18 protein-coding genes are annotated in these 17,492 nt (G+C 38.3%); 9 read left to right on the top strand and 9 right to left on the bottom strand.

Features of this window, described 5'->3' with window-relative positions; translation table 11 throughout:
- Positions 1–110 precede the first annotated feature (110 nt).
- Together ACY2A0_RS04130 and ACY2A0_RS04125 are read right to left on the bottom strand one after the other, a co-directional pair.
- On the bottom strand, positions 111–509 hold the full coding sequence (locus tag ACY2A0_RS04130; protein WP_461788300.1) for a hypothetical protein: 399 nt from the start codon (positions 507–509) through the stop codon (positions 111–113).
- A gap of 1 nt (position 510) precedes the next feature.
- Positions 511–1,695 (bottom strand): asparagine synthetase B, encoded by a 1,185-nt coding sequence (locus ACY2A0_RS04125; RefSeq protein ID WP_461791033.1) that lies wholly within the window; start codon positions 1,693–1,695, stop codon positions 511–513.
- A 543-nt stretch (positions 1,696–2,238) separates the two neighbouring features.
- Here ACY2A0_RS04125 and ACY2A0_RS04120 point away from each other — a divergent pair.
- Entirely contained in the window at positions 2,239–2,697 is a 459-nt protein-coding gene (locus ACY2A0_RS04120) for a peptidylprolyl isomerase (RefSeq protein WP_461788299.1), read from the top strand.
- A gap of 78 nt (positions 2,698–2,775) precedes the next feature.
- The gene (locus ACY2A0_RS04115; RefSeq protein WP_427532701.1) at positions 2,776–3,312 is read left to right on the top strand and encodes a DUF5606 family protein; all 537 of its coding nucleotides are present in this window, start codon (positions 2,776–2,778) and stop codon (positions 3,310–3,312) included.
- Between the two features lie 51 nt (positions 3,313–3,363).
- Here ACY2A0_RS04115 and ACY2A0_RS04110 read toward each other — a convergent pair whose 3' ends face one another.
- Positions 3,364–3,522, bottom strand: a complete 159-nt coding sequence (locus ACY2A0_RS04110; RefSeq protein ID WP_461788298.1) for a hypothetical protein — start codon at positions 3,520–3,522, stop codon at positions 3,364–3,366.
- Positions 3,523–3,624: 102 nt separating this feature from the next.
- Positions 3,625–4,098, bottom strand: a complete 474-nt coding sequence (gene rlmH, locus ACY2A0_RS04105; RefSeq protein ID WP_461788297.1) for a 23S rRNA (pseudouridine(1915)-N(3))-methyltransferase RlmH — start codon at positions 4,096–4,098, stop codon at positions 3,625–3,627.
- Positions 4,099–4,144: 46 nt separating this feature from the next.
- On the opposite strand from rlmH, the gene ACY2A0_RS04100 reads away from it, so the two are divergent.
- The 4 genes from ACY2A0_RS04100 (at position 4,145) to ACY2A0_RS04085 (ending at position 8,147) form a co-directional block, all read left to right on the top strand.
- Positions 4,145–5,953, top strand: coding sequence for a MutS-related protein (locus tag ACY2A0_RS04100; RefSeq protein ID WP_461788296.1), 1,809 nt, complete (start codon positions 4,145–4,147; stop codon positions 5,951–5,953).
- A 183-nt stretch (positions 5,954–6,136) separates the two neighbouring features.
- The gene (locus ACY2A0_RS04095; RefSeq protein ID WP_461788295.1) at positions 6,137–7,471 is read left to right on the top strand and encodes a GH1 family beta-glucosidase; all 1,335 of its coding nucleotides are present in this window, start codon (positions 6,137–6,139) and stop codon (positions 7,469–7,471) included.
- A 17-nt stretch (positions 7,472–7,488) separates the two neighbouring features.
- Entirely contained in the window at positions 7,489–7,911 is a 423-nt protein-coding gene (locus ACY2A0_RS04090) for a putative signal transducing protein (RefSeq protein WP_461788294.1), read from the top strand.
- Positions 7,912–7,913: 2 nt separating this feature from the next.
- Positions 7,914–8,147 carry a putative signal transducing protein gene (locus ACY2A0_RS04085; protein WP_461788293.1) on the top strand — a complete coding sequence of 78 codons (234 nt, stop codon included), beginning with the start codon at positions 7,914–7,916 and terminating at the stop codon, positions 8,145–8,147.
- A 149-nt stretch (positions 8,148–8,296) separates the two neighbouring features.
- On the opposite strand, the gene ACY2A0_RS04080 is transcribed toward ACY2A0_RS04085, so the two are convergent.
- The 3 genes from ACY2A0_RS04080 to ACY2A0_RS04070 form a co-directional block, all read right to left on the bottom strand.
- Positions 8,297–8,821 (bottom strand): DUF3575 domain-containing protein, encoded by a 525-nt coding sequence (locus ACY2A0_RS04080; RefSeq protein ID WP_461788292.1) that lies wholly within the window; start codon positions 8,819–8,821, stop codon positions 8,297–8,299.
- 337 nt (positions 8,822–9,158) lie between these two features.
- Positions 9,159–11,441: an aconitate hydratase gene (locus ACY2A0_RS04075; protein ID WP_461788291.1), complete on the bottom strand. Its 2,283-nt coding sequence runs from the start codon at positions 11,439–11,441 to the stop codon at positions 9,159–9,161.
- 231 nt (positions 11,442–11,672) lie between these two features.
- On the bottom strand, positions 11,673–12,596 hold the full coding sequence (locus ACY2A0_RS04070; protein WP_461788290.1) for a hypothetical protein: 924 nt from the start codon (positions 12,594–12,596) through the stop codon (positions 11,673–11,675).
- Positions 12,597–12,909: 313 nt separating this feature from the next.
- On the opposite strand from ACY2A0_RS04070, the gene ACY2A0_RS04065 reads away from it, so the two are divergent.
- Together ACY2A0_RS04065 and ACY2A0_RS04060 are read left to right on the top strand one after the other, a co-directional pair.
- The gene (locus tag ACY2A0_RS04065) at positions 12,910–13,536 is read left to right on the top strand and encodes a ribonuclease HII (RefSeq protein ID WP_461788289.1); all 627 of its coding nucleotides are present in this window, start codon (positions 12,910–12,912) and stop codon (positions 13,534–13,536) included.
- Positions 13,511–14,734, top strand: coding sequence for a glycosyltransferase family 4 protein (locus ACY2A0_RS04060; protein WP_461788288.1), 1,224 nt, complete (start codon positions 13,511–13,513; stop codon positions 14,732–14,734). The genes ACY2A0_RS04065 and ACY2A0_RS04060 overlap by 26 nt, the downstream gene beginning before the upstream one ends.
- 58 nt (positions 14,735–14,792) lie before the next feature.
- Here the strand turns inward: ACY2A0_RS04060 and ACY2A0_RS04055 are convergent, their stop codons facing one another.
- Entirely contained in the window at positions 14,793–15,101 is a 309-nt protein-coding gene (locus ACY2A0_RS04055; protein ID WP_461791032.1) for a carboxymuconolactone decarboxylase family protein, read from the bottom strand.
- A 307-nt stretch (positions 15,102–15,408) separates the two neighbouring features.
- Positions 15,409–15,987, bottom strand: a complete 579-nt coding sequence (locus ACY2A0_RS04050; protein ID WP_461788287.1) for a Crp/Fnr family transcriptional regulator — start codon at positions 15,985–15,987, stop codon at positions 15,409–15,411.
- Positions 15,988–16,136: 149 nt separating this feature from the next.
- Between ACY2A0_RS04050 and ACY2A0_RS04045 the strand changes: the two genes are divergently transcribed.
- A complete protein-coding gene (locus ACY2A0_RS04045; RefSeq protein ID WP_461788286.1) occupies positions 16,137–17,423 on the top strand; it encodes a DASH family cryptochrome in 1,287 nt (428 codons plus the stop codon).
- The last annotated feature ends 69 nt before the right edge of the window (positions 17,424–17,492 follow it).

Raw genomic sequence — 17,492 nt, 5'->3', positions numbered from 1 at the left:
TAGAGGAGCGTTTGAAATTATTTAACTGGTTATCAGTATCTTATTTTGTGTTTTAAGAAATTATAGCAGTAGATATGATTGTAACAGTGTGTTTACAAAAACATACAGTTTTAATTAGCGCTATGGTGATTTTCTGTAGTTACAGATTTAGAACGCAAATTTTGATGGCGATTGCTTAGGCTACTTGCGCAGCAAATGGTAAGTAGCACTATTGGGATGATGATAGTAAAAGCGGTATGTGTAGTGAATAAATAGACCCATTTCAGTCGCCATATTAAATACATTATCAAAAAAGCAATAGCAATACCAACCAAGCCAAAAATTACCGCAAATAAAACTGATGATGCATTAAACGTAATTGATTTCAATTCAAATACCAGCCAAATTACAGCAATAGCGGTTAGAAAATTAAAAAAAAACATTAAAAATTTAGGAGCTTTTATTTTTTGTCCATTCGTATTTGTTCCGAAAAAAATTAACCGCTCTCCCAATAAATCTAAAAAATCCATTTTATGTCTTTTGCGGTTTTTTCTTAGCTGCGGGGAACAATACATTGTTCAAAATCAATCTATATCCTGGAGATGTTGGATGTAAACTTAAGTCGGTAGGTGGGTCATTTACTTGGTGTTGATAATCTTCTGGATCATGGCCACCGTAAAAACTAAACTGGCCTTTGCCAATTTCTCCATGAAGATAGCGCACTTCGGCTCCTGCCTTATTTTCACCCAGCACCGTGATGCTTGGTTTTACTAAGCTTTTGCGGAATGCTGTAGTTTGTCCCATAAAACCCTTAATTACTTTTTCGTGGTTTTGGGTAAGCATGGTAGGCACTAGATCCCACTTGGCAGAGAAATCAAATAGAGTGAAATAGTCGTTGCTTTCGTTAAAATTGGTACGAGTTTGCGTAACATCAATATCAGAAAATTCGTAATTGTAAGGATTTAGATCCAGTTTGAAATTACTGAATGCTACTGCTTTTTGATAATCTAGTTTTGACTGTGCATTGGCGTCCATACCGTCACCGTCGAACATACTTTCTAAGATGTCTACACCTTCTGCAGCTAATGCAATATCGAAACTGTCCGTTCCGGAACACATGGCGAATAAAAATCCACCGCCAGTACAGAACTCCTTAATTCGCTTGGCTACAGCTAGTTTCATCTCAGAAACTTTTTTAAATCCATTTCGTTTTGCGGCGGCTTCTTGATACTTTACATCTTCTTGGTACCACGAGGCATTCCTGAATGAAGACCAAAACCGTCCATATTGCCCTGTAAAATCCTCGTGATGTAAATGAAGCCAATCATAAGTGGTTAACTTATCTTTTAATATTTCATCATCATAAATTACATCGTAAGGAATTTCTGCGTAAGTTAAAACTAGTGTAACGGCATCATCCCATGGTAACTTACTTTTTGGAGAATATACGGCTATTTTTGGCGCTTTTTCCAATTTTACCATTTCCATATTTACCGCTGGATCGCTAATTTCATTAAGGATATTGCTCACTTTCGCATCGGCAAGCACTTCGTAGGAAACGCCCCTAATTTTCAGTTCATCTTCTATTGCTTTCACTTGCTTTACTAGAAAACTTCCGCCGCGATAGTTCAACAACCAATCAACCTCCACTTGTTGTTTAATGCACCAATAGGCAATTCCGTACGCTTTTAAATGGTTTTTTTGACCTTCATCCATGTAAATTAGAATGGAAGCTGCCTTTGCTGCGATTTGAAACAACAGAAACAAAACCAGAAGGAAGTATTTTTTGCCTTGCATATACACGAAGTTAAAATTTAGCAGCTAAAAGAAGAACGTTAAGAAATAAAATGTTGTATGCCTGGATTTTTTTATTGTTTTAACGCAGAGAGAAAAAAGGCTTCGCAAAGAGCGCTAAGATATTTTTTGTTTAAATCTAGAGGTCTTCTTTGCGCTACTCTGTGTACTTTGCGGTTAATTTTTAACGCAGAGAGAAAAAAGGCTTCGCAAAGAGCGCTAAGATATTTTTTGTTGAAATCTAGAGGTCTTCTTTGCGCTACTCTGTGTACTTTGTGGTTAATTTTTAACGCAGAGAGAAAAAAGGTTTCGCAAAGAACGCAAAGACGCTCTGTGTACTTTTCGGTTATTATAGTAGATCCCTCGAAACTCGGGATGACAGGAGCTCTTAATATTTCATCATCCTGTTAACCATTATCACATTTCATTTATTTGTTTAAATTTGCACCTTTACAAAAATAGACAATGGGTAAAGCGATTATAAAAACGGTAAAAGGCGATATGACCGTGGAGTTCTATGAGAAAGATGCTCCAAAAGCCGTAGCTAACTTTAAAAAATTAGCTAAAGAAGGATTTTATGATGGAGTTACTTTTCACCGTGTGATTCCTAATTTCGTAGTTCAGGGCGGTTGTCCTAATTCAAAAGATGGTGCTGCAGGTATGCCAGGAACTGGCGGTCCGGGTTATAAAATTGATTGCGAATTAGACGGCGATAATCAATACCACGATAGAGGTGTGCTTTCAATGGCGCATGCTGGAAGAAATACTGGTGGTTCGCAGTTTTTCATCTGCCACAGTAGAGATAATACTGCTCATTTGGATCGTAACCACACTTGCTTTGGTAAAGTGGTAGAGAATGTGGATATTGTCGATGATATTCGTCAAGGTGATAAAATTTTGACAGTAGAAGTAATTGAAGATTAATTATAGTATAGAGTATTGCGTAGAGCGAGTTGAGTATGTCGCATTACGCAATACGCATTACTCAATACGCAAAAATATATGAACTTAAGAGGAATTGTATCTGTATCGGGCAGACCGGGCTTATTCAAACTAATTGGACAAAATAAGGCAGGTTATGTGCTAGAAAGTTTAGACGAGCAAAAGCTTAAAATTGTAGCTAATTTAACAAATACAAAATTGGCTTCGTTGGAAGATATTACTATTTACGGTGAAGACGAGGAGCTAAAATTAACTGATGTATTGGCTAATATTGCTGCTACAAAAACTGCTATTCCCGACGTAAAAGCTGATGGTAATACGTTAAGAAAGTTTTTTGAGGAAGTTGCCCCTAACCACGATCAGGAAAAAGTATATGCTTCGGACATGAAAAAGATTTTAACCTGGTACAACTTTTTAAAAGACATGCCATTGTTTACCGAAGCTGCTCCTGGTGCTGAAGAAGAAGCGCCAAAAGTAGAGGAAAAGGTAGAAGCTAAGCCAAAAGCGGCTCCAAAAGCAAAAGCGGCTAAAGCACCAACTGCAAAAACCGCTGCTCCAGCAAAGAAGGCAACGATGCCATCTAAAAGAGGTGCTTAATAAAAATAAGATTAAACTGGAAAACGCCAATCTGCAAAAGATTGGCGTTTTTTATTTGATGAAATATTTGTAGATATACCAAGCAATTACCGCAATGATTGATACGGTAATGATGGTGTTGATGTATTTTTTTTCTTTTGAGGTATCTGTTTTAAATCGGTAGTTTCTTTTATAATCGCTAGGTAATTTCATAATTCCTCCTTTTTTCAAATTGATGCTTTTAATTTACGGTTTCCATAAGTTTTAGCTACGGATACACAGATTTTGTATTTTCATAGCAATTTATATTATCAAAGTGTGTGAGGCCAATTTTCACTCATGATGATAAGGTTCGTTTTTTAATATGGTAAATGCTCTATAAAGTTGCTCTACAAAAAATAAGCGCACCATTTGGTGAGAGAACGTCATATCTGATAAAGAAACGCTAGAATTTGCCCTCTTATATACGCTGTCATCAAAACCGTAAGGCCCACCAATTACAAATACCAAATGCTGTACACTGCCAATCATTTGCTTATTGATGTACTGCGAAAATTGAACCGAAGTGTATTTTTTGCCTTTCTCATCTAATAACACCAGCACATCGCTATTGTTCAGTTGCTTCAAAATCAATTCAGCTTCTTTGCTTTTTTGTTGTGCTTCGGTAAGGTTCTTAGTGTTTTTCAATTCAGGAATGATGCTGATGTTAAATCCAATGTAGTGCTTTAACCTGTTCAGGTATTTTTCAATTCCTTCAATCAAATATTTATCTTCCGTTTTACCAACAGCAATCAAGCTAATCTTCATCTAATGGTTGTTTATTTTATCTTTACCGCTTAATTCCTCAAATATAATGTTAAATCCCGATTTAGATAGATTAAAGCAGTACGAGAATTCTGTTTCGCAACAGCAAAAACATATCGATGTGCTGAAAAAAAATATTGATCAGCTGTCAATATTTAGGCTTGTACTATTGTTGGTGGAAATTGGTTTTTTTGTGGGTTTGGTAAGCTCAACCGGAAGTTTTGCGAACGTGTTTTGGGCTGTGATGTTAGCATTGCCAATAGCCGTTTTTGTTGTGGTGGTTAAAAGACAAAATAAGTTGGAAAAACAACTCAAGTTCCATCAGAGTTTACTTTGGGTTTTTAACAATGAAGTGAATTTGATTAATGGCAAACCTAATGGCTATGATGACGGGACCCAATTTGAAAATGAAAGTCACGCCTACACTTCTGATTTGGATATTTTTGGCAGGTCATCATTATATGCGCTCATTAACAGAGGCGCCACCAAAATAGGATTGGATGAATTAGCCAAGCATTTAGCCACTCCAACAAGTACGGAGTTGGCTGCTGAGCGACAAATTGCAATTGCCGAGTTGAGGAATAGGGCAGAAGATACTTTTTCGTTTAGAGCTAATTTAAGAGGTGCTGAGTTGAATCGCATTGAAGAAATTAAAGGGAAATTAAGCAATCAGCTTTTGGCCCAGGTTAAATTTACCGATAACACTTTTTTAAGGGCCTATGTTAAGTTTATACCTTATTTAATGGTGCTGTTGTTTTTGGCTGGTTTGGTTTTCGGAGGTAACTTATGGAGCACTTTTGGCTTGGCTGCTTTTGCAAATGCTATGCTTACTTATTTTTATAGCAAACAAGTTAATGCTGTTTATTTTGGTTTTAGTGGAAGCTCCACCTTACTGAGCAACTATGCTGATGCTATTGCTTGGACAGAGCAGTATGATTGGCAAAGTGCTTATATTACGCAATTGTTTCAGTCGAAGGATAAAGTAAGCCATCAAATTAAGGCATTGTCGAAAATTATTACAGCTTTTGATGCCAGGTTGAATTTTCTCCTGTATGCGGTGTTAAATTTTTTCTTCCTTTGGGATTTAAGGTGTAGTGTTAAGTTGGGCGACTGGTGCAAAACTGCTAGTAATGAGGTTGCACAAGGTTTAGACAGGATTGGCTATTTTGAGGAACTGATTTCCTTTGCTACCTTAAGTTATAACCACCCGAATTGGGTTTTTCCAGAATTCAGTGATAGTTTTCATTTCAGTGCAAACGAACTTGGACATCCTTTGATAGCTGAAGGAAAATGCGTAGATAATACGTTTGTATTAAAAGAGCGCCCTACGGTTGATATTATTACTGGTTCAAATATGGCTGGTAAAAGTACATTCTTGCGTACGGTTGGTATTAATATGGTATTGGCTTATGCAGGAGCTCCTGTTTGTGCAAAAAATATGAGGTTGTCTAGTTTCCGTTTGCTCACTTATATGCGCATTAAGGATAACTTAATAGAAAGTACTTCTACATTTAAAGCCGAGTTGAATCGTTTAAAAATGATTTTAACAGAAGTTGAACAGCAGCCTAACACGTTTGTACTTATAGATGAAATGCTGCGTGGAACCAACAGTAAAGATAAATTCGACGGTTCTAAAGCCTTTATTGAAAAGTTGATTGCCTTGAAAACCCCAACGCTTTTTGCCACTCACGATTTGCAACTTTCTGAGTTGGAGCAGGTGCACCCGCAATCAGTGCGTAATTTCCATTTTGATATCCAACTGGTAGCTAATGAAATGGAATTCGATTATTTGATTAAACAAGGCCCTTGTACGAAGTTTAATGCAGCAATTTTATTAAAGCAGATTGGTTTGGGGTAGTTGCGCTCAAAGTCCGAAATTGTACCACGGTAGACACCTTAGAACAACTAAGTTTTGTTTGCATATCCTAGCGGTGTATAATTTGTTGTAAAGTGAGCTGAGGTCTGTTAGGTGTCAAATCAAAACAATAACTTAACTTTGATTTAATCCACGCGTTCAGATTATTCACTTTATTTGAATCAAATGCACAGTAGCGATTTCGGTAGCGATTTTTTATGGGGCGTTGCAACGGCAGCTGCGCAGATAGAAGGTGCTGCAAACGACTACGGCAAGGGGCCAAGCATTTGGGATACCTTTTCAAAAAGGACCGGTAAAATCAAAAAAGGGCACCAACCTACGCTAGCTTGTGATTTCTATCATCGTTACCTTGAGGATATTGCCTTAGTGAAAACCTTAGGCTTTACGGTTTTTCGGTTTTCCATTGCTTGGGCACGAATTTTTCCCTTAGGATACGGGGCCGTTAATCCGGAAGGTGTTGCTTTTTATCACCGTGTGATAGATGAATGCCTAAAGCAGAACTTGGTTCCAATGATTACCTTATACCACTGGGATTTACCGGAAGCATTGTCAAAAGAAGGAGGGTGGACGGCCTTTGGAATCAATAGCTGGTTTAATGAATATGTTGCATTTTGTGCAAAGGAGTACGGCGATAAGGTAAAACAATGGATTGTGATCAATGAACCATTTGGTTTCACTTCTTTGGGATACATGCTAGGTGTACATGCGCCCGGTCAAACTGGGGTGCACAATTTTTTTGATGCGGCGTTGCATACCGCTATTGCCCAAGCTGATGGAGCTAAGATTTTAAGAGCAGAAGTTTCGAGTGCAGTAATTGGTACGGCATTTTCCTGTTCTGAAGTTGTTCCCTATACGCAATCTGCGCAGGATATTTTAGCAGCAAAACGCACCGATGCTTTAATGAATAGGTTCTTTTTTGAACCTGTGTTGGGTTTAGGCTTTCCAACTGCTGATTGGGAAGTGCTGGAAAAATTTGCCATAAGCCATTCTACCTGGCGCCATCAGGAACGAATGAAGTTTGATTTCGATTTCATTGGGATACAAAATTACTTTCCCTTAGTGATTAGGTACAACGCTTTTATTCCGATACTACAAGCGTGGGAGGTGAAGGCAAAAAATAGAAAAGTTCCACACACGGCCGTGGGTTGGGAAATCAACGCCGATAGCTTTTATCGGATCATTAAGCAATTTGCAGCGTATCCCCAAGTGAAAGATATAATGGTAACTGAAAACGGTGCGGCTTTTCATGATAAAGTTACAGGTGGTAAAATCGATGACCAACAGCGAATAGCTTATTTTGAAGCGTATCTAGCCGCAGTGCTCAAAGCGAAGAATGAAGGAGTTAACGTCACGGGTTATCTAGCGTGGACATTAATGGATAACTTTGAATGGGCTGAAGGTTATCAAGCTCGATTTGGTTTAGTGCATAATGATTTTAAAACGCAACAGCGTACCATCAAACAGTCAGGATATTGGTGGCAAGATTTTTTATCGAAGTAAATTGCTAATTTAGGTGTATGGACGATAAAATTATTGTTTACCGCACTTTCTACAATCCTATTGAAGCTAACATTGTAAAAGCTAGATTGGAAGATGCTGAAATTCCCTGTTTTTTAACAGATGAAAATGTAGCAACCATACAACCGCTCTACAATCAGGCAATTGGTGGCGTAAAGCTTAATGTGTTTGAAAAAGATATGGAGCGCATTAACTTGATCCTGCAAGAAGCGGAAGAACTTGAGGTCCCGGAAATTGAAACTGAGCGAGCGGAAAATAAAATTACGTGTGAAAATTGTGGCTCAACCAACGTAAGCTACGGCATCGCCACTAAAAATAAGCATAGTTGGTGGGTGGCTACACTATCTATATTAATGGCGGTTTATCCTTTTAAAGCAAATCGTTGCTATCATTGTTATAAGTGTGGACATGAATTTAATTAAGTATGACAGATAAAATAGTAGTTTATAAAACCTTCGAAAATCCCATGGAGGCCAACATAGTGAAAGCACGCCTGTTAGATGCGGGATTTGAGTGCTTCCTCACGGGTGAAAATGCCGCATTGGTTTACCCGGTATTTGATGTTTCGATTAGCGGGGTACAATTGCATGTTTTTGAGAAAGACGTTCATGCCATTGATCAGTTTTTAACAGAAGACGAAGCACTAGAGGGATTGTAGCTGAGGCGACAGCTGGAGTTACCAAAACTATTTGATCAGCAATACTTTTCGGTTCTTGTTACGTTATCGCCAATGTGCGTAAAAGGAAAAATCCCAACTTGCTTTACACGAGTTGGGATTTTTATACGATTATTTTGAAGGCTTGGAAGTTAAAAACCGAAACCTAACGCTATACCTGTTCTAATGCCAATTCCATCTATGCCACCAGTAATGTCTGGTTCGCCGCCGCTTTTTACTTTAAGATTGCCGCTGTTAAAAGATGGTCCAATAAATAAATCTAGTACAAACCCACTACCGTATACCCATTGGCGACCTATCAATGCTCCTCCACCAAAAGAGGTATAAGTGGCTTCATCAGGTCCGCTTGTAACGTTGTAGTTTTGATATCTTAGGAACGGAGCAGCGTAAAGTCCACTAATTACTTTTTGTTTAAAATAGTACCTGTATTCTGGCGTTAAGGCTAAACCGCTGAACTTGGTGTCGTCTATTTTTAAGCCGGTATAGGCTACACCTAATTGTACTGAACTGTTCTCGTTTAGTTTTCTTTCGTAAAAAATTGAACCAATTCTTAGCAAAGCACTTAATGGGTTGATTTTGATAGTGTTTTGTGCATCTTGTGCCTTAGCGTTAGTTAAGATCAGGAATGAGAATGCGATTAAAAAGATTTTTTTCATTTGAAATAATTAGTTTGATTTAAAAAGTAAATATATGGAAGAATACGTAATTTAACTGGTAAACGCTACAACTTTTTATGTTGTATTGTAGTGATCAGTTTTTGAATATGGATACTAACTTAACTTAAATAGACTTGATGGAAATGGAAACCCCGCAGCCGAAGCGAAGCGTTAGGCGAGGAGTTGTAATGTACAGCGAGACTTTCGGGAAATAGTAGCAGAGTAATTGCTCTCTAATAAAAATGGCGGGGTTCGGTGTGTTTATAAATAAAAAATCCCAACTAGCGTTTAAACTAATTGGGATTTTTGTCTTCGGTATTTTCCGTCTAGCGGACTATTAACCTTGCGCAGCTTTAGCAGCAGCTTCTCTTCTGATGATATTTAATGCGCCACCAGCTTTGAACCACTCAATTTGTTGTTCATTGTAGCTATGGTTTACCTCGAATTGCTCCGAAGAACCATCAGCATGGTGCAATACCAAAGTTAACGGTTTGTTAGGAGCAAATTCTGTTAAGCCCAAGATATCGATGGTATCATCCTCTTGAATTTTGTTGTAATCATCTTTATCAGCAAATGTTAAACCTAACATTCCTTGTTTTTTCAAGTTAGTTTCGTGGATACGGGCAAAAGATTTTACCAATACAGCACGTACACCTAAGTGACGAGGCTCCATCGCAGCGTGCTCACGTGACGAACCTTCGCCATAGTTTTCATCGCCAACCACGATTGAACCAATTCCTTGCGCTTTGTAAGCACGTTGCGTAGCAGGAACAGGTCCGTACTCGCCAGTCAATTGATTTTTGATGTTGTCGGTGCTATCGTTAAAATAGTTTACCGCACCAATTAACATGTTGTTAGAGATGTTATCCAAGTGACCACGGAATTTTAACCATGGACCAGCCATCGAAATGTGGTCGGTAGTACATTTTCCTTTAGCTTTGATCAATAACTTCAAGCCTTTTAAGTCGGTACCTTCCCAAGCAGCAAAAGGATCAAGCAATTGTAAACGGTGTGAAGTTGGAGAAACAATTACTTCTACACCTGAGCCATCAGCGGCAGGTGCTTGGTAACCAGCATCTTCAACAGCATATCCTTTTTCTGGTAATTCCCATCCAGTAGGTTCATCAAGTTTCACTTGCTCACCTTTGTCGTTGGTTAATGTATCAGTTAGTGGATTAAAACTTAAATCGCCAGCAATAGCTAAAGCAGCTACAATTTCTGGAGAAGTTACAAAAGCGAAAGTATTAGGGTTACCATCAGCACGTTTAGCGAAGTTACGGTTAAACGAGTGTACGATAGTATTTTTTTCCTGTTTTTCGGCACCTGTTCTGTCCCACATACCAATACATGGTCCGCATGCATTAGTGAAAATAGTAGCATCTAAATCAGTGAAGGTGTCTAATAAACCATCACGATCAGCTGTATAGCGTACCTGCTCAGAACCTGGATTAATACCAAATTCAGCCTTTTTGCCTAAACCTTTAGCAATTGCTTGTTTAGCAACAGAAGCAGCACGAGATAAATCCTCGTAAGAAGAGTTGGTACAAGAACCGATTAATCCCCATTCTACTTTAGTTGGCCAGCCGTTAGCAGCAGCAACTTCTTTCATTTGAGAAATTGGAGTAGCCAAATCTGGTGTGAAAGGACCATTCAAATAAGGCTCTAATTCATCTAAATTAATTTCGATTAACTGATCGAAGTATTTTTCAGGTTGTGCGTAAACTTCAGCATCGCCAGTTAAGTGCTCTTTTACTGCATTTGCAGCATCGGCTACATCGGCACGGTTGGTAGCACGTAAATAGCGCTCCATGCTCTCGTCATAACCAAAGGTTGAAGTAGTAGCACCAATTTCTGCACCCATGTTACAGATGGTACCTTTACCAGTACAGCTTAGGTTGATCGCACCGTCACCAAAATATTCTACAATAGCACCAGTACCACCTTTTACAGTTAAAATACCAGCTACTTTTAAAATCACGTCTTTAGCCGAAGTCCAACCGTTTAATTTACCAGTTAGCTTCACACCAATTAATTTAGGGAATTTTAGTTCCCAAGGTAGGCCAGCCATTACATCACAAGCATCGGCACCGCCAACACCAATAGCTAACATTCCCAAGCCACCAGCATTTACGGTGTGGCTATCTGTACCAATCATCATACCGCCAGGGAAAGCATAGTTTTCCAAGATTACTTGGTGGATGATACCTGCACCTGGTTTCCAGAAACCAATGCCATATTTGTTTGAAACTGAAGAAAGGAAGTCGAAAACTTCGGCACTTTCAGTTTTTGCATGAGGTAAGTCAATTTCAGCACCTAATTTGGCAGTGATTAAGTGATCACAATGTACAGAAGAAGGTACCGCCACTTTTGGTCTGCCAGCTTGCATAAATTGCAATAAAGCCATTTGTGCTGTCGCATCTTGCATTGCCACTCTGTCTGGTGCAAAGTCTACATAATCCGTACCGCGGTTAAAAGCTTTTTTTGCTTTTCCGTCCCAAAGGTGTGCGTATAATATCTTTTCTGAAAGTGTTAAAGGTCTACCAACTAGTTCACGGGCAGCATCTACACGGCTACCAAAGTTTGCGTACACCTTTTTGATCATTTCTATATCAAAAGCCATTGATAATCTGTTTAAAAGGTTAAAAATCTTAAATCGAGCGAATTTACGAAAAAAACGGCTTTAACGGCATCATCCGTTTATCATTATATTATTTGGAAAAATTCTAAATAGTGCGCATTGCGAGTGTTTTTTCGTTATTACGAGGCATAGCCTGCTCCAATAGTTCGGAGAAGCAACTCAGCAACTATGGTTGGGGCAACAGAAAAAATACATCGTGAGACTTACTGAACACTATTTTTTATTCAGTGCTTTAAGTTCTTTTTTGCTCATTTCTTTTTGGATAATTTCTGCTGGAAGAATTGCAGTATAAAATTGTTGATTAGTTAGCTTACCATTGGCATTGGCCGTGGTGCAAAAATAAGGGTCGACAAACCCGTACAGGCTTTTTGATTCTTTCATGTTGCTTCTTGCGGTTGTAATATCTGCCGATTTTAAGTAGGTAATCATCAATGAAATGCCGTGTCTGTCATTAGACATTGAGTTTATCCCTAGTGCGGTGCCAGGAAAAACAGTTTGACCTTCTTTAACAAAAATTCCTTTTTTGAAACCTCTGTAAGTAGCAAGCGTTCCATCAGCATGTTCAATAATCATGCTATTTGTTTTACTGGTGTATCGTAAATCCTTCGCGTCTTCGTCATAAGCATCATTAATTTCTACAACCGTACCTTTTCTAACAGCAGTCACGGTGTCGGCTCCATCGCTATAAAAGTGGTACACCTTCCAGTCTTCCGGTGTTGTAGCGCCAAAATAAGTGGCATTCACAAACTTAGATTCAACGGGTCTGGTTTTTTTGCCCGCTTTATAAGGTAGTGCGTAAACAAAGAGTGGGTTAACTCTTGGGTTAAGCTCACCCCTTATGTAAGAATAGCTGTAGGAAAGTCCTATACCTTGGTCTTTATTAGAAGGATTTAACGTTAAGAAATTGTCGTTGTTATATTTTATTATAAAAGTAGAGTTGCCAAAGCCGTTTGCATTAGTCAATTGTTTAAAGTTTAAAACCAGCGTATAGGTGCCTTCCGGTTTTTTTTCAGCTGTAAATGTTACGCTTCTGTCAGGGTTACTTTTGCTAGTAACGGTAATAGTTTGGTCTTGAGCCTTTAAATTACTATAAACTAAAATTACAAGTAGCGATAAAATAGATTTTTTTAGTTTCATTTTGATGATTTATTTTAACGAAGATAACTTTTCCAAGGAATAGTGGCAAAAATAACGAACTCCGTTTAGTGCTAATTTTAGCTTATTTTTCCTTTAGGTAGCGCATGCATTTTAAAAAATTTTGCTTAAAGCCCAAGTTCGATTCATTGATAATTAGCTTTCAAAACTGATACCGATTCCGAATGTTCGGGATCAGTATCAGTTAGGTATAAAATATTTATATGTTATTGTAAATCAATTGAATAATTGTGAGGTTAAGGTTTAAATGAATTTAGTTTAGTGACTTAAAGTTTTGTATTGTTATTTTTGTAAGGTGCTGTTGAATTGTTATCAAATAGAACTTGTTGAGGCTGGCTGTGATGAAGCTGGTCGTGGCTGCTTAGCTGGACCAGTAGTAGCTGCTGCAGTTATTTTACCCAAAGATTTTTACCTTGAGGGCTTAACAGATTCAAAACAGTTGTCGCATAAGCAGAGAGATGAATTGCGACCAATTATCGAAGAAAAAGCCTTGGCCTGGGCAGTTGGCATGGTAGATCATGAGGAGATTGACAGAATTAATATTTTGAACGCTTCATTTTTGGCCATGCATAGAGCTTTGGATCAGCTTGTTTTGCGTCCAGAGTATTTGGTAATTGATGGGAACAGATTTAAGGCCTACCAAAATGTAAAGCATGCTTGTATCGTTAAAGGTGATGGGAAATATTTGAACATTGCAGCAGCATCCATTTTGGCTAAAACACACCGGGATGAGTATATGGCTACTTTGGATTTGGATTACCCACAATATGAGTGGAAAAAGAACAAAGGTTATCCTACCATCGCTCATCGTAACGCGGTCATCAACTTAGGCCCTTCGCCATTTCATCGCAAAACATTTAATGTTAGCAGTCCACAGCTTACTTTAACTTTTGATTTTGAAAGTACTTCTGTTGAGCCATAGCGTCCCATTTCCGCCAAATAGCGGTTACCCAATAGTGGTGTATAATACTGTTAAGGGTTTGCTTGGCTGTGGCGCTGAAATTACGTTGTTCAGTTTAAACAATTCAAAGCAATATGTGGATGTGGATGATATTTACGATCCACTGTTTGAAGCCATAGATTTTCATTCCTTTACCATCGATATTGAGGTAAATGTCTGGGATGCCTTCACAAATATTTTCTCCAACCAGTCTTATAACGTATCACGATACTTTGATTACGACGCAGAGAAAGTACTAGAAAACCTGCTGCGAGAACAAGAATTCGATATTGTTCAGTTTGAAGGACTTTTCGTTGTGCCATATTTAGATATTGTAAAGCAATACAGCAAGGCAAAGTTGATTTATCGAGCACACCATATAGAACATGACGTTTGGGAGCGCTTGGCACTGCGTGAACGTTTTACACCGAGGCGTACCTATTTGGAGTTTTTATCTCGCCGATTAAAAGCTTACGAAATGGAGCAGGTTAATCGTTTTCATGAAGTGTTTGCTATCAGTGAACCTGATCGGCAAAAGCTACTCTTGTTGGGTTGCCAAACTAGGTTAGAGGTTTTTCCTGTGGCGCTCGATTTCGAAAAATATCAAATAGATACTACAAAGACTAGTTTTCCTACGCTCTTTCATTTGGGAGCAATGGACTGGCGCCCGAATAAAGAAGGCTTGGAGTGGTTTTTGGATGAAATTTGGCCCGACATTGAAGAGCTGAGCGGCGAGTTAAGATTTTACATCGCTGGCAAAAATATGCAAAAGCAGTTTTTCAATTACGATTCGGATAACTTAATAGTGGAAGGTGAGGTATTTGATGCCGTCGATTTTATTAACAGTAAAGCGATTATGATCGTTCCATTATTGTCTGGAAGTGGAATGCGGGTGAAAATCATTGAAGGAATGGCAATGCAGAAATGTATCATCGCTACCACAATGGCCGCTGAGGGTATCGACTGCAAGCACGGTAGGGACATATTGATTGCGGATACTGCAGATGAATTTTATCGTTCTATTTTAAAGTGCATCACACAGCCTAACAAATGGAGGGAAATTGGCGAAAATGCTAGAAGGACAGCTGAAAAGCATCATGAAATTAATGGCAGCGCCAAAAGAATGTACAATATTTATCTAGAGTTGTTGGCTGCAAAGGAAGACCCATTGTCAGCATAAGCTTGTTATAATATTATTGCTTAAAACAAGCTTAGCTGAACAGGTTTAGGTACTTTTCTTACTTTGCAATTTCCTTGTTGGTGCTAATCGCAATTCTATTCCAGCTGTTAATGGCTACGCAAGCAATGATGATTTGCGCCACATAATTTTCGCCGAAAGTGGAGATGGCTTTACTGTAAAGCTCATCACTTACGCCACCTTTGTGTATTAGCGTGATTTGCTCCGTCAATTCTAAAATGATTCTTTCTTCCTCGGTAAACAAATCGGTTTCACGCCAGGCATTTAACAGAAAAATACGTTGTGGAGTTTCTCCAAATTTCATCGCATCTTTAGTGTGCATGTCCAAACAAAAAGCGCAGCCATTAATTTGGGACGCTCTGATTTTAATCAGTTCCTTGTGTGTTTTGTTAATGCGCCGCTTTGTACATAAGTTTCTAGAGGTACTAATGCTTTGTAAGCATTTGGTTCTACGCTGAACAAGTCTATTCTTTTCATCTTTAATCTTTTAATTGTGATTTGATAAAGCAAAGTTATTGACCGTTTTTTTCAGAAAACTTAAACCAGTTTAAGAAATTAGGTTGCGCTATTTTATGTTTTCGTCATGCTGAATTTATTTCATCATCGGTTTGGTTTAACTTACCCTGAAATGAATTCAGGGTGACGAGAAATGTGAGTTACTTTCCAAGATGTTTTTTCTTAATCTCACTTAAATATTCTGGTGTAAAACCGAGATAAGACGCCAACATATATTGTGGTACACGCTGTAAAAACGCAGGTTGAACTTTTGCAAAATAAAGGTAGATCTCTTCTCTTGAATAATCATTAATAAACTTGATTCGCATTTGCGATGCCGCAAAAGATTTTTCGTATACCTTTCTAAAATATCTTTCCATTTGCGGAAACTGGTTTAGCATTTTTTCCTGTGCATCGTAGCTGATGGCTAAAACCTCAGATGCTTCTATGGCTTGTATGGTAAAAGTGCTTTTTTCCTGTTGTAGAAATGCAAGATTGTCGGTGATCCACCAGTTTTCAATGGCAAATTGGGTAATTTGCTCAATGCCGTTTTCTCTTATGAAATACATTCGTAGGCATCCTTTTAGCACAAAGAAATTTTTTCTACAAAGTTGGCCTTCAATAAGCAAACGTTCTTTTTTCTTCACTTTAATAAGATCGAAATACTTAATTAATTCATCAAGTTCTACATCGTCAACATCAGTGAACTTTTTGATGTGGTGGAAAAATGACTCTAGCATGTTGTGCTAATATAAGCTTTAATATGGTTTCAAACATCTTTAAAAACAATCTATCATATGTTATAGATATGTAAAAATGAATTGCTTGTAGTAAGATTGACCTAATTTTTTCGCAAATTGCATCCCACTTTCGATGAATTGCTAAGGGTATGGGCAAAAAGATTTTAGTTTGGTTTAGAAATGATCTTCGCTTGCATGATAATGAAATGCTGGTGGAAGCTATTGCCAAAGCCGATGAAATTCTGCCCGTTTACATCTTCGATCCACGTCATTTCCAAAAAACAAATTACCATACCTACAAAACTGGAGCTACAAGAGCGCAATTCTTGTTGCAAAGTGTTGCTTCTTTACAGCAATCTCTACAAAATTTAGGCGGTGATTTGCTAGTCTTGAACGGTTATCCTGAAGAACTGTTGCCAGAATTGGTTGCTAAGTACGAGCTTTCTGAGGTATACCATCATCGTGAGGTGGCGGGAGAAGAAACTGCAGTTAGCGTAAGTGTTGAGGATGCCCTGTGGAAACTCAAAGTTAATTTGAAGCATTTTATTGGTCACACGCTTTATAACAAAGAGGATTTGCCTTTTCCTATTAAGGATATCCCTGATGTGTTTACGCAGTTCAAGAAAAAGACTGAAAGAGACGCTATCGTAAAGCCTTGTTTCGCAACGCCAACTACAATTTCATTTGTTAGTGCCGATGATTGGGGAGCTATTCCGGAGATTGATACACTTTTACAGGATGATGAAGCTAGTACGCTCATACTCAATTTGGAATTTGTTGGTGGTGAAAAAGAAGCATTGAGTCATTTGCATGATTACCTGCATGCGGGTGAGGGCATGATGTTGGCAAATGCATCTTTGAAAAAACATGAAATTGTATCTAAGCTATCTGCATGGCTTGCGTTAGGTTGCTTGTCACCTCGAGAGGTTTACTGGAAAATGCAAGATGCTGAGGCGATATACGGTGTGAAACCGTATTTCCATCAAATTATATTGGGCTTGCTTTGGAGGGATTATTTCCGTTTCATGTTCAAAAAATACGGAGGTACTTTTTTTAGTCAGCAGGGATTCAAGAAAGATGCTTTAGATTTGCCGCTCGAGGATAGTCAGCAACTGCGAAGTTGGAAGCTTGGACAAACCGGACAGCCGCTGGTAGATGCTTTTATGGAAGAGCTCAATACGAAAGGCTACATTAATCAAGTTGCTAGACAGTTGGTAGCCACGTATTTGGTAAAAGTGTTGGGGGTAAATTGGGTGTTGGGAGCAGCCTATTTCGAAGAGAAATTAATTGATTACTGCCCTGCAAGTAATTGGGGTAATTGGGCAACCGTGGCAGGTGTTGGTAATGATCAAAAACTATCTTCCAGCTTTGATTTTGAGAAGCTTTTAAAATTTTTAGATCCAAAAGGTGCATTCGCACAGGTCGTTCAAGCTTAAAAAAGCGTCTATACTTTAATTAAATTTTTATTGACATTTAAATGTGATTTTATTGCCCTATTTAAAGGT

The sequence above is a fragment of the Pedobacter sp. genome, from assembly GCF_965249885.1.
GTDB lineage: Bacteria > Bacteroidota > Bacteroidia > Sphingobacteriales > Sphingobacteriaceae > Pedobacter.
This window is presented reverse-complemented; position numbering and strand designations above follow the sequence as displayed.

What these genes read in the sequence shown, in the direction of transcription:
- ACY2A0_RS04130 (WP_461788300.1), bottom strand. Translation starts at nt 509, where the DNA reads ATGGATTTTTTAGATTTATTGGGAGAGCGGTTAATTTTTTTCGGAACA.
- ACY2A0_RS04125 (WP_461791033.1), bottom strand. Translation starts at nt 1,695, where the DNA reads ATGGATGAAGGTCAAAAAAACCATTTAAAAGCGTACGGAATTGCCTAT.
- ACY2A0_RS04120 (WP_461788299.1), top strand. Translation starts at nt 2,239, where the DNA reads ATGGGTAAAGCGATTATAAAAACGGTAAAAGGCGATATGACCGTGGAG.
- ACY2A0_RS04115 (WP_427532701.1), top strand. Translation starts at nt 2,776, where the DNA reads ATGAACTTAAGAGGAATTGTATCTGTATCGGGCAGACCGGGCTTATTC.
- rlmH (WP_461788297.1), bottom strand. Translation starts at nt 4,098, where the DNA reads ATGAAGATTAGCTTGATTGCTGTTGGTAAAACGGAAGATAAATATTTG.
- ACY2A0_RS04100 (WP_461788296.1), top strand. Translation starts at nt 4,145, where the DNA reads ATGTTAAATCCCGATTTAGATAGATTAAAGCAGTACGAGAATTCTGTT.
- ACY2A0_RS04095 (WP_461788295.1), top strand. Translation starts at nt 6,137, where the DNA reads ATGCACAGTAGCGATTTCGGTAGCGATTTTTTATGGGGCGTTGCAACG.
- ACY2A0_RS04090 (WP_461788294.1), top strand. Translation starts at nt 7,489, where the DNA reads ATGGACGATAAAATTATTGTTTACCGCACTTTCTACAATCCTATTGAA.
- ACY2A0_RS04085 (WP_461788293.1), top strand. Translation starts at nt 7,914, where the DNA reads ATGACAGATAAAATAGTAGTTTATAAAACCTTCGAAAATCCCATGGAG.
- ACY2A0_RS04080 (WP_461788292.1), bottom strand. Translation starts at nt 8,821, where the DNA reads ATGAAAAAAATCTTTTTAATCGCATTCTCATTCCTGATCTTAACTAAC.
- ACY2A0_RS04075 (WP_461788291.1), bottom strand. Translation starts at nt 11,441, where the DNA reads ATGGCTTTTGATATAGAAATGATCAAAAAGGTGTACGCAAACTTTGGT.
- ACY2A0_RS04070 (WP_461788290.1), bottom strand. Translation starts at nt 12,596, where the DNA reads ATGAAACTAAAAAAATCTATTTTATCGCTACTTGTAATTTTAGTTTAT.
- ACY2A0_RS04050 (WP_461788287.1), bottom strand. Translation starts at nt 15,987, where the DNA reads ATGCTAGAGTCATTTTTCCACCACATCAAAAAGTTCACTGATGTTGAC.
- ACY2A0_RS04045 (WP_461788286.1), top strand. Translation starts at nt 16,137, where the DNA reads ATGGGCAAAAAGATTTTAGTTTGGTTTAGAAATGATCTTCGCTTGCAT.